At 43.9% G+C, this 13,367-nt stretch carries 14 protein-coding genes and 1 riboswitch; of the genes, 6 read left to right on the top strand and 8 right to left on the bottom strand.

Annotation, left to right across the window (positions count from 1 at the left end; genetic code table 11):
* Positions 1 to 85: 85 nt before the first annotated feature.
* Both F0231_RS07610 and F0231_RS07605 read left to right on the top strand, forming a co-directional pair.
* Positions 86 to 271, top strand: a complete 186-nt coding sequence (locus F0231_RS07610; protein ID WP_171759128.1) for a hypothetical protein — start codon at positions 86 to 88, stop codon at positions 269 to 271.
* A 197-nt stretch (positions 272 to 468) separates the two neighbouring features.
* Entirely contained in the window at positions 469 to 1,623 is a 1,155-nt protein-coding gene (locus F0231_RS07605) for a GGDEF domain-containing protein (protein WP_253825751.1), read from the top strand.
* Here F0231_RS07605 and maiA read toward each other — a convergent pair.
* The 4 genes from maiA to hppD are packed head-to-tail and all read right to left on the bottom strand — an operon-like array spanning position 1,553 to position 5,428.
* Positions 1,553 to 2,212 carry a maleylacetoacetate isomerase gene (gene maiA, locus F0231_RS07600; RefSeq protein WP_171759126.1) on the bottom strand — a complete coding sequence of 220 codons (660 nt, stop codon included), beginning with the start codon at positions 2,210 to 2,212 and terminating at the stop codon, positions 1,553 to 1,555. The genes F0231_RS07605 and maiA overlap by 71 nt on opposite strands.
* Complete coding sequence (locus F0231_RS07595) at positions 2,205 to 3,218, bottom strand: fumarylacetoacetate hydrolase family protein (RefSeq protein ID WP_171759125.1); 1,014 nt, start codon at positions 3,216 to 3,218, stop codon at positions 2,205 to 2,207. Before F0231_RS07595 ends, maiA begins: the two co-directional genes overlap by 8 nt.
* A gap of 10 nt (positions 3,219 to 3,228) precedes the next feature.
* Positions 3,229 to 4,362: a homogentisate 1,2-dioxygenase gene (locus tag F0231_RS07590; RefSeq protein ID WP_171759124.1), complete on the bottom strand. Its 1,134-nt coding sequence runs from the start codon at positions 4,360 to 4,362 to the stop codon at positions 3,229 to 3,231.
* Positions 4,355 to 5,428 (bottom strand): 4-hydroxyphenylpyruvate dioxygenase, encoded by a 1,074-nt coding sequence (gene hppD, locus F0231_RS07585; protein WP_171759123.1) that lies wholly within the window; start codon positions 5,426 to 5,428, stop codon positions 4,355 to 4,357. The genes F0231_RS07590 and hppD overlap by 8 nt, the downstream gene beginning before the upstream one ends.
* Before the next feature lie 335 nt (positions 5,429 to 5,763).
* Here hppD and F0231_RS07580 point away from each other — a divergent pair, with 335 nt between their 5' ends.
* A complete protein-coding gene (locus tag F0231_RS07580; RefSeq protein ID WP_171759122.1) occupies positions 5,764 to 6,222 on the top strand; it encodes a TetR family transcriptional regulator in 459 nt (152 codons plus the stop codon).
* Between the two features lie 133 nt (positions 6,223 to 6,355).
* Positions 6,356 to 7,462, top strand: coding sequence for a M20/M25/M40 family metallo-hydrolase (locus F0231_RS07575; RefSeq protein ID WP_171759121.1), 1,107 nt, complete (start codon positions 6,356 to 6,358; stop codon positions 7,460 to 7,462).
* Between the two features lie 85 nt (positions 7,463 to 7,547).
* Here F0231_RS07575 and F0231_RS07570 read toward each other — a convergent pair whose 3' ends face one another.
* The 3 genes from F0231_RS07570 to F0231_RS07560 form a co-directional block, all read right to left on the bottom strand.
* Positions 7,548 to 9,329 carry a bifunctional diguanylate cyclase/phosphodiesterase gene (locus F0231_RS07570; RefSeq protein ID WP_171759315.1) on the bottom strand — a complete coding sequence of 594 codons (1,782 nt, stop codon included), beginning with the start codon at positions 9,327 to 9,329 and terminating at the stop codon, positions 7,548 to 7,550.
* A gap of 152 nt (positions 9,330 to 9,481) precedes the next feature.
* Complete coding sequence (locus tag F0231_RS07565; RefSeq protein WP_171759120.1) at positions 9,482 to 10,216, bottom strand: chromosome partitioning protein ParA; 735 nt, start codon at positions 10,214 to 10,216, stop codon at positions 9,482 to 9,484.
* Between the two features lie 17 nt (positions 10,217 to 10,233).
* Positions 10,234 to 10,392 carry a hypothetical protein gene (locus tag F0231_RS07560; RefSeq protein ID WP_171759119.1) on the bottom strand — a complete coding sequence of 53 codons (159 nt, stop codon included), beginning with the start codon at positions 10,390 to 10,392 and terminating at the stop codon, positions 10,234 to 10,236.
* 221 nt (positions 10,393 to 10,613) lie between these two features.
* On the opposite strand from F0231_RS07560, the gene F0231_RS07555 reads away from it, so the two are divergent.
* Positions 10,614 to 10,952, top strand: a complete 339-nt coding sequence (locus F0231_RS07555) for a 50S ribosome-binding protein YggL (protein ID WP_171759118.1) — start codon at positions 10,614 to 10,616, stop codon at positions 10,950 to 10,952.
* Between the two features lie 50 nt (positions 10,953 to 11,002).
* On the opposite strand, the gene F0231_RS20945 is transcribed toward F0231_RS07555, so the two are convergent.
* Positions 11,003 to 11,245 (bottom strand): hypothetical protein, encoded by a 243-nt coding sequence (locus tag F0231_RS20945; protein WP_253825750.1) that lies wholly within the window; start codon positions 11,243 to 11,245, stop codon positions 11,003 to 11,005.
* 416 nt (positions 11,246 to 11,661) lie between these two features.
* Positions 11,662 to 11,758: riboswitch (glycine riboswitch) on the top strand.
* Positions 11,759 to 11,864: 106 nt separating this feature from the next.
* On the opposite strand from F0231_RS20945, the gene F0231_RS07550 reads away from it, so the two are divergent.
* Positions 11,865 to 13,232: a sodium:alanine symporter family protein gene (locus tag F0231_RS07550; protein WP_171759117.1), complete on the top strand. Its 1,368-nt coding sequence runs from the start codon at positions 11,865 to 11,867 to the stop codon at positions 13,230 to 13,232.
* Positions 13,233 to 13,367: the final 135 nt, after the last annotated feature.

Raw genomic sequence — 13,367 nt, 5'->3', positions numbered from 1 at the left:
GTAACAAATGCTTAACCACCATCTGCTCAATATGTCATAATCCGCCGCGAAAATAACACCTGATAAACAAGGTGGGGAGAAATCTATGTTTACTATCGAAGGTATCTGCGACTGGTGTAAAAAGCCAAGTATGCTAACAAAACATGAGTATATTGATGGAATGTGCCATCACTCATGTAAAGAATGCAATGACCTAGCGACACTGGATGTGCGCCAATTCAACATTGCCGAGCTACAACAAAGAGAGCGCCAGCCAAACGAAATGCGCTAACTGCTTGTTTCTCCAAGGAAGAATAGAGGCTGCCATTAGGCAGCCTTTTTAATTCCAACATTTGTGAAACAATTACTTCTACCACCTATTTACAAACTAGAGCAATTACGTTAATTTCCCTAATAATTTATGGAACGACGATCTATAAAATGGATTTTAACTTATCAAATGAGGTATTTCGCCGGAAGCACCTCGAGATGATTGAAGCCTTCCCATTGGTTGCCCTCATTCATTGCGCACTTGCCGCACTTGTTATTACTATCTCTTTCTCTCTATACGGTACAACAACGCAGCTCATTGCTTGGTGTGTTTTGTTCCCTAGTGTTATCGCAATTCGATTCGTACTCGATAAGGCTCTCAAGCCCAACATTATCAGTCGTTGCATGACAAAATTTAACTGGTTTTGCCTTCTGTCTACGCGTTCATTATTAGGCTTTGTTTGGTCTTTAGGCTCGATTTGGTTTATTCAAATCGATGCTCAAGCTAACCTGCTCTCCACCACAATTTGGGTGACGGCACTTGCTTATGCGGGCACTATTTTCCATATCAATTCGATCGCTTCACTACAGACCTATTTCTGGTCGTTAATGGCACCACTGTCTCTCTATTTTTTCTTCGTGTTAAACCTGCACTTCGAAGTTTTTGTCATTACCACTGCGGGGATCATCTACGTCAGCCTATATTCAAAAATTCTCCACAAACGTTCAATTGATAGAATCTCAGACGCGATTGAAAAAGAGCAGCTTATCGCCGAGCTTAGTAAAGCCAATAAAGAAATCACCCTCCTTGCAGAGCAAGATGCTTTGACAGGATTGAAGAACCGCACTTACTTTAATCAGTACATTGAGCAGATATGGTCCCAAGCCATAGAACTCAACCAAAACGTTTGTATCATTTTATTCGACATTGACCATTTCAAGGCATACAACGATAACTATGGGCACGTCTCAGGCGATCGAGCGATACAAACAGTCGCCAACACTTTAAGCCTCATTGAACTGCCTAGCCCTACGTGTTTTTTTGCTCGAGTGGGTGGAGAAGAATTCGCGGCAGTCCTACCTAACACAGACCTTATCAGCGCCATTGATATAGCAGAAGATATTCGCTTCGAAGTTGAGAATAGTCGACTGGCTCATCGATACTCTTCTTGTTCTGATGTTGTCACGGTTAGCGTAGGTGTCGCGATGACTGAGCCTGTGAAGGGAGATAATATAAAGGACCTGATCGAGCAGTCCGATCAGGCACTTTATCGAGCCAAAGAAGGCGGTAGAAACATTGTCGCTACTGCGAAATTACATCCGCATCGGGTTGAGCCTCAGGCAAAGCTTGCTGAAACGCCTTCAACTCATTAAGTGACACCGTCACACAATTAATATTCGGGAAAAGAGACATATCGATGTTAAATCGATGCGCATTGTAAACCTGTGGTACCAAGCAAACATCCACCAGCGAGACTTCATCCCCAACACAGTAACGGCCTTTGGTAAGACTCAAGCGTTTCTCTAAAGCGCCAAATCCTTTTTCTATCCAATGTTTATACCAACGAAGCTTGTCTGATTCATCAATACCAATGTCATTGCTCAGAAACTGCAGCACTCGCAAATTGTTCAATGGGTGGATATCAATTGCAATATCTTGAGCCATCGCTTTGACTAGATAACGCCTCTCCAACTCTTTCGGAGTGAGCAATATGTCTGGGTACTGTTCGTCTAAATAGTCCATAATGGCCAACGACTGATTCAAAACAAACTCACCATCCACCAGAACTGGTATCAGCTCATTGGGGTTAAGATTTGCAAAGTCTTCTTTATGTTGCTCACCACCGTTTTTTAGCAAATGAACTGAACGTTGTTGGTAATCTAGCCCTTTTAAATTGAGGGCAATTCTGACTCGATAGGCGGCGGATGAACGCCAGTAACCATAGAGAATCCGATCACTCATATTTCACCACTTGCTGGTCGATGGCACCAAAAATTGAACTGCCCTGATTATCAAGCATTTCAATCTTTATTCGATCACCAAACTTCATAAAACTGGTCGTGGGCGCACCATCTCTAATCGTTTCAATCATGCGTACTTCTGCAATGCACGAATAACCGACACCGCCTTCTGAAATTGCCGTGCCAAAATCAGTACCCTGCTTATTAGAAACGGTACCTGAGCCAATGATCGCCCCTGCAGATAAAGGCCTACTTTTCGCCGCATGTGCAATAAGCTCTGTGAAATCGAAAGTCATGTCTACCCCAGCATTAGGACAGCCGAATGGTTCTTCGTTATAGTGACTTAGCAGTGGTAGACTCACTTTGCCGCCATCCCATGCGTCTTCAAGTTCATCTGGTGTCACCGCGACAGGCGAGAAAACTGAAGAAGGCTTAGATTGGAAAAAGCCAAAGCCTTTCGCGAGCTCATTGGGTATTAGGCCACGAAGTGATACATCATTGACTAACATCACTAACTTGATTGCCGACTGTGCTTGCTCTGGTGCGACGCCCATTGACACATCCCCAGTAATCACCGCCACTTCTCCTTCAAAATCGATCCCCCACTCTTCACTGCCAACAGGTATGTCATCGTAGGGGCCAATAAACGCATCAGATCCACCTTGGTACATCAAAGGATCGGTCCAAAAACTCGGCGGCATTTCGGCTCCACGCGCTTTTCTCACCAGTTCTACATGGTTAACATAGGCTGAACCATCTGCCCACTGAAATGCACGAGGTAGTGGAGATTCACACTGGCTCTGCTCAAATGGCAGCTCTTGAGCCAACTCACCATTGTTTAACGCGACATACATCTCTTTCAGCTGAGGTTCGACCCTCTCCCAATGATCCAAGGCGTACTGTAGTGTTTCCGCAATATCAGGAACAGCAACGCACTTTTGTAAATCTTTGCTTACTACAACCAACAGTCCGTCTCGGCTGCTGTTTTTTAGGGTGGCTAACTTCATACTAAATCCCTTAGATATTCTCTTTCCAACTGTATACGTACTGTTTATTTTCGACGCTTTGTGCCACATCACTAAATTGCAGTGCGTGCCTTGTATCAATCATTACGGCAACTTCATCGGTGAACTTTTTCTTGTGTGCTTGACCCGCTTTGAACGCTTTAGGATGAGGGCCATGAGTAAATCCCGCCGGATGAAAAGTCACCATACCCGCTTCAATATTGTCACGGCTAAAAAAGTCACCAGCGTGGTAAAACAGCACTTCGTCATAGTCATCATTGTTATGATAAAAAGGCACTTTGAGCGCACCTGGGTCACTTTCGATAGGTCTTGGAACAAAAGTACATATCACAAACCCTTGGCCAACAAAGGTAGTATGAGCCGATGGCGGAAGATGATAACGGTGAGACATCAAAGGCCGAATGTCACGCCAGTTCACTCTAACGACCGACAAGTCGCCATGCCAACCAATCGCATCAAGTGGATTAAACGGGTATGTCACAACACTCACTTGATCGTGACGTTTGATATGGACTTGTGTCGTTTGCTCAGAATATTGCGCTTTAAATGCGTCATCAATTGCCGGTACATCTAGCACAGCAGGATCAAACACAGCATGATTACCCACCATTCCTTTTTCTGGAAGAGTGTAAGCAGCATCTGTATTTTCAACCATGAGAACAAACATCGGTTCGTTGGGCTCTAGCCGCCAGTTAGTCGAGCGAGGGATCATCACATAGTCACCTTCTGACACTTCTAGGTGACCATAATCACAATAGAGACCTGCGCTACCTTGGTGGATAAATAAAAGCTCGTCACCATCAGAGTTTCTAACTAGGTGACTCATAGCATCGCTGAGTTTCCATACACGGATCTTACAATTCGCATTGTGCAAGAGAGGCGGAACGTTCCAAGGTGAATGCTGGCTAGACTCTTCAACCAAGTTGAAATTAAAGGCGCGAGGTTTTAAGTCCCCTTCCCATTCACTCCAGCCTGTAGGTGCGTGTTGATGATGAAAATGCGATGCGGGGCCAAAAAATCCGCTGCGCCCAGCTTCTCGCTCATAAATCGCCTCTTCGGGAAAATCGGCGTGTGCTTGCTTGGAGCACACTCCCTCCCGGTGAGGGAATGTGATCCATTTATGCATCGTCTAGCACCCCGCGGCGAATCTGATCTTCTTCTATCGACTCAAATAGCGCTTTAAAATTACCCTCGCCGAAACCTTCATTACCTTTGCGCTGAATAATTTCAAAGAAAACAGGGCCAATCACGGTTTGGGTAAAGATCTGCAGTAAGATGCCATCTTTCGTTGGTGCGCCATCAATCAAGATTCTCAAATCACGCAGTCTTGAAATATCCTCTTTGTGGCCTTCAACGCGATCATTCACTTTTTCGTAATACGTATCAGGCGTTGGCATGAAGTCCATACCGCGAGATCTGAGCGTCTCTACAGTTTGGTAGATGTCATCGGTCGTCAATGCGATATGTTGAATCCCTTCCCCATTGTATTCACGAATAAACTCTTCGATTTGAGACTTGTCGTCTGAGGACTCATTGATAGGAATTCGGATTTTTCCACATGGTGCCGTCATAGCTCGACTCACCAGACCGGTCAGTTTGCCTTCGATGTCGAAATAGCGGATCTCTCTGAAGTTACCGATACGCTCATAGAAGCCAGACCAAAGATCCATGTTGCCCTGCTTAACATTATGAGTAAGGTGATCGATTTCGTACAAGCCAACGTCCATCTTTTTCAAACGCTCTTCTGCGTCCTCGTAAAAACGAAAATCCACTTCGTAGATGCTGCCATCCTGATAGCGATCGACGAAATAAAGTAAACTTTCCCCAATGCCGTAAATCGCTGGAATGCTTAACTCCATTGGGCCAATTTCGGTGATGTATTCCTTTCCACCATTGCTTAACGCTTGTTTCATCGCCATAGCAGAGTCAGCAACACGAAAAGCCATACCACAGACTGAAGGGCCATGAATCTTCGCAAAAGCGTGTGCTTGACTGTGTGGTTGAGCATTGACAATAAAATTCACCTCGCCTTGGCGGTAAAGCCAAGCTTCCTTCGAACGATGTTTTGCTACTTCAGCAAACCCTAGAGAACGAAACAATGTTTTCAGTTCTTCTATACCTTTTTCATTCGCTGCGGTGTATTCAACAAACTCGAAGCCGTCTGTACCTAATGGGTTGTGCGATTGGTTCATTATTATCCCTCTGTTCAATATTACTGCCATGTCGTTCCTATAAGTTTGCGCATACAGAGGGATAAGTGAATGGGAGCGCTTGAGATTCAATGTGATCGAATTGTTATTAAAAAGTGTAAATATGAAAAAACAAAACAATTTAAATAAACCAAATCAATAACTTAAACAAAATGCAAAGTAACATTTATTTTACACCCAGAGATAAATACTAGCTAACCTTTGATTTCTACACGTTTATTCTAAGTAGAACTAGATTACGCCACATTTTTATGGTCATTCGTATTGCAATGCATTACAATACGACCTTCTTATAATAACGATACCTGCTCATCAACATGCCAAAGCGTAGTAAAGAAGATACTTTAATGACCATTAATCTTATTTTAGATACGGTCACAAGACAGTTGCTAGAGAATGGTTATGACGCCATGTCATACACCACGTTAAGTAAAGAAACCGGTGTATCTCGCACAGGGATCAGCCACCACTTCCCGAAGAAAACCGACTTCCTCGACGCACTTCAGGGACGTTTACTAAAACAATTCTCAGACCATATCGACTTTAAAAACGACTTAGAAAAGTTTGAGAGCAGTTGGGATCTAGCGCTTGAGAAAAAGAATTTTCGCGCGATCTTGTGCTTAATCCTGTCACAGATTAGCAAAGGGGAACGTGAACAGATGTTTGCACGTACATTCATCGTTCATCTTCATCAAACGGCCACTGCAATTTTCGGTGATGATGCCAAACACATTGTTGACGGCCTCATCGGTCGAAGCTTCATAAAACTACTTTAAGCCCCTCCCCGCCTGATCCGATCGGTCTTACAGAAAATTGACTCTCTGATCGGTAAATAGTTTGATTTAACGCAGGCTTTCTCGTGTTGGACAGCGATATGGTTATCGTTCTGTTCCTACACGAGATATAAAAATGACACTAATTAACCGTGAACGTCTGGTTGAACACTTTATCCAACTCATTAAAATTGACAGCGAGTCGCGCAATGAAAAAGCGATTGCTGAGGCCTTATCTGAGCAGTTAGGTGGACTTGGCTTTACCGTCCATAAACTGCCTGTTCCTGAAGATATCTCCAATGGTTTTAACGTCTACGCTCGTCTCGAGGGTCAACTAGAAGGCAGCATTGTTTTAAGCTGTCACATGGACACAGTGTCCCCAGGGGTTGGCATCGAACCAATCATTGAAGATGGTATCATCCGCTCAAAAGGCAATACGATTCTTGGTGGTGACGATAAGTCTGGCATTGCTGCAATTATGGAAGCGGTTCGCTCGATCCAAGCTCAAAATATTGCACACAAGACCATCGAACTCGCCTTCACTGTGCATGAAGAAGGTGGATTGTTTGGCTCTGAACATTTCGACATGTCTTATATTCAATCAGACAAAGCCATCGTACTTGATACTGGCGGTCCAATTGGCACTATCGTCAATGCGGCGCCTGGCCAACAAAAGATCATTGCCAACTACATCGGCCGCCCGGCTCATGCCGGATTAGCGCCTGAAGAAGGCATTAGTGCAATTCAAGTAGCAGCAGACGCTATCACTCAAATGAAACTGCTTCGTATCGACGCAGAAACGACGGCTAATATTGGTATCGTTCAAGGTGGCGGCGCAACAAACATTGTTATGCCAGAGCTTAAGGTTGTTGCTGAAGCGCGTTCGCTTAATGATGACAAGCTTACAGCCCAAGTCGAACACATGATTGAAACTTTCCAAGCTGCCGCAGAAAAACACGGCGCTAAAGTCGACATTGAGTCTACTCGTGCATACAATGCTTTTGTGATTGCTGATGACCATCCGCACATCGAAGCGGTTAAAGCCTCGTTTGAGGCAATTGGCGCTGCACCATTTACTAAAGGGACAGGTGGTGGTAGCGATGCGAACAACTTCAATGCCAAAGGATTAACAACGGTTAATGTGTCAACGGGTATGTCTAAGGTTCACACTACCGAAGAGTTCATCGCCATTGACGATATGGTCAAGGTAACGGAGTTTGTTGAGCATTATCTGACGCACTAACTCTACATCCAATCTAAGCCGCTTAACCGCGGCTTAGATCCCAACTTGTATAAACGTATTACGCAGATATTTGTTCAGGCTGGTATCACATATTGACTGCCGTGGAGCTTAATTGGGTCTGTCTCATCATCGAAGCAAACTCATCGCGCGTTAATGGTTGAGAAAACAGATACCCTTGATAATAATCGCACCCCTCCTCTTCTAGGACAGTAAGCTGCTCTTGGTATTCCACTCCTTCAGCCACCAGCTTAAAGCCTAGGTTTTGGCCCATCTGGATAATCATCCTTATCAAGATTCTATCCGAGTGTTGGATTGCACATTCATCAACAAAACATTTATCAATTTTGATGATATCGATAGGCAGCTGTTTAAGATATTTCAAGCACGAATACTCAACACCAAAGTCATCAATAGCGATGGTCACGCCTATCGCCCTAAGTTGACGACAAATATCAGTGATGTTTTCTGGATCACTCATAAGTGACGATTCGGTGATCTCTAGCTGAAGCAGATAAGAAGGTAACTGGGTTTCTTTGAGTGCTTTACAAACCACTTCGAACAGGTCAGCGTGTGCGAACTGCACTGTGGATACGTTAACTGCAATGCATATTGGCGTTCCTTCATCGTGGTATCGCTTAGCTTGACGACATGCCTCGTAGAGTATCCAATGACCGACTGGAACGATCTGCGTTGTTTTTTCAGCTACCGGAATAAACTCACTCGGAGGAATCGTTCCAAGTTGAGGGTGGTTCCAACGAAGTAATGCTTCTGCTCCCGAAATCTTTCCTGTTTGAATAGAGACTTTTGGTTGAAATTTGAGTTCAAACTGATCGTTTTCGAGCGCCGATTTAATTTCTGTCTCGATTTGGTGAAGTCTGATGGTTTCCCCTAGCAATTCATCATTAAACCAACAAACTGTGGAAGTGCCGTCTGTCCTCGCTTTAAACAGCGCAAAGTCTGCGTTCTTCTCCCACACTTCCTTACTTGCGAGCGCATCTTCTGCAAGCGCAACCCCCATACTAAAAGTTAAGCGATGAGACGTGTTATCGACACTGAACATCATTCTTTGGTGTTTGTTGAGTTCGATAACCAAATCTTCGAGCTTCACGAGCAAGCTTTCACTCTCAACCAAGACCACAAACTCATCACCACCAAACCGGTACACTTTGCCATCTTTATGAACCACTTCTCTAATATGGTGGGCAAACGCGACCAGCAAATCATCACCGTGGCGGTAACCCAAACGATCATTCACATTTTTAAACCCATCTAAACCGATATGAATAAGGCCAAAGTGAGTCGAATTATTTTCATTGACCCGTGCTACATCTTCTTTGTAAGCGCTGATATTTGGCAGCTGAGTTAAGTAGTCAGTCTGACTCTCGCTTTTGAAATCCTCGGCTTGCTGCTTAGTCTTTACATACAAGTACGTCATTAACGTCATCAATACTGTCACGCCTGTGACTAAGACGGATAGATCTATATAGGCCTGAAAGTCTTCAATAGACAGTTGATATAGGTAACCGTTAATCAGCGCAGCACAAACAGCCACTGGCCATAATGACCCCGGAAATAAGACGACGTAACATAGAGGAAGTAAGATTAAAGACCACTCAACGGCCGAAAGCGGAAATGGATGAATTAGACCACCAAATAGGAACAAAGCCGTCGCTGCAAACGCAAAAAGATGCTTAAACGAGAAGGATTTTACAATCAAGGCAACAATCAGAAATAACGGAAACAGATAGTAAGCGAAACCCCAGGGGTGGGATTGTAGGAGTAAATCATGGGACATCAGGGCAACTGCTGCTACATAGGCAACATAAACGAGAACTTGAACTCCCTCAGTAAGCTTAAAAAGTGGCATCATGGTTCCTGCTAACACTTCTGTTAATATAAACAGTAGCGCAATTTGAGCAGTTCGTAGCGCCCTCTATCGATTTATTTCAATTACTTTCACACACAAATAAAAAACGCCTCCTAAGAGACGTTCCATATTGAGTAAACCCTAACACTAGACTATAGACCAAGCTGTTCTGAAAGTGCTTTCATCTGTTTAAGGTCCATTTGATGTACTCGAATCATTTGTTGAACCTGACTTAAACGGGCACTCGCCTCATCTTGCTTATCACAAGAGTCTGACTTCGCATCCCAAGAAGTACCTTCTAAGTACACATCACAAGCCTTTTTCAACGTGACGAGTTTAGGCTCTAACTCTTCACGCTCTTTCTCTAACGCTTCTAATTCGAGTTTCACTTTGAGCTCTTGCTGGAAGAGCTCTCGAGAACGTTCGAACATAGTTGCCTGAATGTCAGCTTGGCGGTTCAGCTTGGTATTTTGACTGCTTACAGTGTCGATTTGCTGCTTCTGATCGGTCAGCTGCTCTTCCAGTGAGAGGTTCACTTTCTCTAGCTCTTTAATTTGATTCTCCAATTGACCTATCGATGATTGATAAGATGCCTCTTGATCTGCCATTGCTTGCTTGAGTTTTTCTTCGACTTCGACATCAACCTTTGCGACTTTTTCTTCTACGCGGACAACCATTTGTTGTTTGTCTGCCGCTAGCGTTTCATAGCGCTGTTCCAAAGTATGGTAAGTCGATTCCCACTGTTTGGCTGTTAGTGATGAACCAATCAAGCCACCGAGTGCTAAGCCTAAAACTCCAGCAATGATAATGTAGAGGTGAGTCCGCTTGTCACGCTCCTCTATGACGACAACATCATCATTTTCTTGGTTTTCGGTTTGTTCGTTCAATTTTCCGCTCCTAACAATTAGCGTATCAGCTCTGTGACCATCAATGTCGCTGTGTAGATTAAAAAGCCAGAAAGCAAAGTAGCCACAACATATTTTTGTAGCTTTTCACTCGTGCGATAACGAATCAACACGAACGCAAGAGCGATACAAAAAACAATAGCAAGTAACCTTGTCATAACCTCTCCTTAGGTAGGCTCTATCTCCATTACTTTATACCATTTTTGCTACGAAATAGTCAGAGAAGCGTTCATTTAGTGTGTAATAAAATCAAAGCCATAGTTTGCCCTACTATTCAATGAACAAGGATTAGACACTTCTCTCTTTAGGCTAGCATTTTGTTTGGTTAGCTCAAGTAATTAAGGTATAAAGAGCTATCAACTACCAAAGAGATACAAGCATGAAACCATATAAATTAGACAACAAAAAACGTCGTATTCAGAAAAAACTCTTCTTGGGCGAATTTGCAATGCTTGGCTTTGACCTAAGCTGCGAAACGACCATTAACGACTTTGATCGTTATGATGTATTTGTGGACGAGTTTATCGATTTTGTTGACTCATTAGGCTTATGTTTTGGCGGCGGCGGCCTAGAACTATTTGAAGGCTTTGTTTGTTGTTCAGAGCGTTACCAAGACGTAACCGAAGAGCAAAAATCGCAAGTTTTGGCTTGGCTTGAAGCTCGTGAAGAAGTGAAATCGGCACAAGCGAGTGAACTCGTTGACGCGAACTACTTCTAAAAGCTTTACCGGATTTTAAAAAGCGCCGTTTGGCGCTTTTTTATTATCATCTACCTAACTTCCAACCCCAAATTGTACTGTGCCAAGCAGCGGAGTACGTAACTAACTTTCAAGAAAGCCGCGATCAGTATGGTGCTGATATGTGCCGCCACTTGTTGATTAAGAGTAAATTGATCGGCAAACGGGTAAGAAACTAGGACACTTACAACAAATGCAATCGCAGTTATCACAAGCGCCGAATTTGAAAATGTAAGTAGCTGGATGAAGTTCTTTTCAGTTGGTTGAGCAATCATATCGACCTCACTAGGTTCGTTCTTATATTTACCACTCTCATTGCATTAACCTTGCCAAAAATTAAATCCTCACAAATACAACAACTTAACCATGCCACCTCATTTATCGAGTCATAAAGACACAGAAATCAAATGCGTCATTATGACATCATAGATACGACAAGACCCAGCAAATCATCAAACCATATAACAGTGAATTCCATGAGAATTTCATATTGCATTGCATCCAGAACATGATAGAGTTCACACGTTAACTATAGCCAGTATTGTTAACTAACTTTTATCCTAAAAATGGATAATCGTTCCGATGAAGACTGCAGGAGAGCGGTTATTAACCAAGTATTAACACTTGGACACAATAACCTACCGAAGAAGTAAATCTTTCAGGTGCTACCTAGGTAGCGTGGACTGTAGTTGGAGGAACCTCTGGAGAGAACCGTTAAATCGGTCGCCGAAGGAGCAAGCTTTGCCAAGCAAAGTGAAACTCTCAGGCAAAAGGACAGAGGAGTGGAAAGCTATAATACAACTGCATTGTCCTTTGGCCTGCCGTTTTAAGAGATCGTCGATCTTTTCCTTTCCCTCTTCTCCTTAATTAAGCATTATCACTTAAGGGGAAACCATGAATAACCTTCAATCTTTACTTATCACCATCGACAATTTTGTCTGGGGTCCACCACTTTTACTGTTGCTCGTTGGCACCGGTGTCTACTTTACTTTTCGTTTAGGTTTAATCCAGTTTCGACACCTTCCGACCGCGCTTAAAATGGTTTTCAGTAAAGATGACTCTAACCAGCAAGGCGATGTCTCTAGCTTTGCTGCACTTTGCACTGCCCTCTCTGCCACTATCGGTACCGGTAATATCGTTGGGGTTGCGACAGCAATCAAACTCGGTGGGCCTGGCGCACTGTTTTGGATGTGGCTTGCGGCTTTATTTGGCATGGCGACCAAATACGCGGAGTGTCTTCTTGCGGTAAAGTATCGTAAGCAGGATGCAAACGGCGAGATGATTGGCGGCCCGATGTACTACTTGCAATATGGTGTTGGTTCAAAAGCACTGGCTACCCTATTCGCGATCTTTGCCCTAGGCGTCGCTTGCTTTGGTATCGGTACTTTCCCACAGGTCAATGCGATTTTAGATGCTAGCGAGATTTCGTTTGGGATCTCGAGAGAAATCTCAGCGGTCGTGCTGACACTATTAGTTGCATTCGTGACATTAGGCGGTATCCAATCGATCGCGAAAGTCGCGGGTAAGGTAGTTCCGACTATGGCTTTACTTTATGTCGCGGCGTGTATAAGCGTCATCGTCATGAACGCAGACCAACTAATTGGGGCTGTCGAACTTGTACTGGTTTCAGCCTTTAGCCAGACGGCTGCAACAGGTGGTTTCTTGGGCGCAAGTATCATGCTCGCAATTCAATCGGGTATCGCTCGTGGTGTATTTTCAAATGAATCTGGGCTAGGTAGTGCGCCTATGGCTGCCGCCGCTGCGAAAACAGATTCATGTGTGAAACAAGGTCTAATCTCAATGACTGGTACTTTCTTTGATACCATCATTATCTGCACCATGACAGGTTTAGCCCTGATTCTGACAGGAGCATGGCAGAGTGACTTTGCAGGTGCTGCTATGACGACACATGCGTTTTCCGTTGGCCTCGACTCGCAGACGGTTGGACCAATGCTGGTATCGGTTGGTCTCATGTTCTTTGCTTTTACCACAATACTTGGCTGGAACTATTATGGTGAACGCTGCGTGGTATTCTTAATGAGCACGAAAGCGGTCCTTCCTTACAAAATCATCTTCATTGCCTTAGTTGGTTCAGGCGCTTTCTTACATCTCGATATGATCTGGGTAATCGCTGACATTGTTAACGGTCTAATGGCCATTCCAAACCTGATTGGTTTAATCGCACTTCGTCATGTTGTCGTAGAAGAAACAAGACGCTACTTCGACACCGGGCTGGCAGGATTGAAAACAGCAAAGGCTTAGCCGATAAAAGACGTAAAAAACAGCGCTTAATGCGTAATGCTTGTAAGTTAAGAAGCATTTAATACCTTTTTGAAGGCCTAGTCGCGTAGCGACTGGGCCTTCTTTTTACCGCTCGTGGATAACTTCTATCCCGCC

This window comes from Vibrio sp. RE86, assembly GCF_013114545.1.
Taxonomy (GTDB): Bacteria; Pseudomonadota; Gammaproteobacteria; order Enterobacterales; family Vibrionaceae; genus Vibrio.
Note: the sequence above shows the minus strand (reverse complement) of the source record. Positions and strands in the feature narration are given on the sequence as shown.

What these genes read in the sequence shown, in the direction of transcription:
- F0231_RS07605 (WP_253825751.1), top strand. Translation starts at nt 469, where the DNA reads ATGATTGAAGCCTTCCCATTGGTTGCCCTCATTCATTGCGCACTTGCC.
- F0231_RS07580 (WP_171759122.1), top strand. Translation starts at nt 5,764, where the DNA reads ATGCCAAAGCGTAGTAAAGAAGATACTTTAATGACCATTAATCTTATT.
- hppD (WP_171759123.1), bottom strand. Translation starts at nt 5,428, where the DNA reads ATGAACCAATCGCACAACCCATTAGGTACAGACGGCTTCGAGTTTGTT.
- F0231_RS07595 (WP_171759125.1), bottom strand. Translation starts at nt 3,218, where the DNA reads ATGAAGTTAGCCACCCTAAAAAACAGCAGCCGAGACGGACTGTTGGTT.
- F0231_RS07560 (WP_171759119.1), bottom strand. Translation starts at nt 10,392, where the DNA reads ATGACAAGGTTACTTGCTATTGTTTTTTGTATCGCTCTTGCGTTCGTG.
- F0231_RS07555 (WP_171759118.1), top strand. Translation starts at nt 10,614, where the DNA reads ATGAAACCATATAAATTAGACAACAAAAAACGTCGTATTCAGAAAAAA.
- F0231_RS07550 (WP_171759117.1), top strand. Translation starts at nt 11,865, where the DNA reads ATGAATAACCTTCAATCTTTACTTATCACCATCGACAATTTTGTCTGG.
- F0231_RS07590 (WP_171759124.1), bottom strand. Translation starts at nt 4,362, where the DNA reads ATGCATAAATGGATCACATTCCCTCACCGGGAGGGAGTGTGCTCCAAG.
- F0231_RS07610 (WP_171759128.1), top strand. Translation starts at nt 86, where the DNA reads ATGTTTACTATCGAAGGTATCTGCGACTGGTGTAAAAAGCCAAGTATG.
- F0231_RS07575 (WP_171759121.1), top strand. Translation starts at nt 6,356, where the DNA reads ATGACACTAATTAACCGTGAACGTCTGGTTGAACACTTTATCCAACTC.
- maiA (WP_171759126.1), bottom strand. Translation starts at nt 2,212, where the DNA reads ATGAGTGATCGGATTCTCTATGGTTACTGGCGTTCATCCGCCGCCTAT.
- F0231_RS07570 (WP_171759315.1), bottom strand. Translation starts at nt 9,329, where the DNA reads ATGCCACTTTTTAAGCTTACTGAGGGAGTTCAAGTTCTCGTTTATGTT.
- F0231_RS20945 (WP_253825750.1), bottom strand. Translation starts at nt 11,245, where the DNA reads ATGATTGCTCAACCAACTGAAAAGAACTTCATCCAGCTACTTACATTT.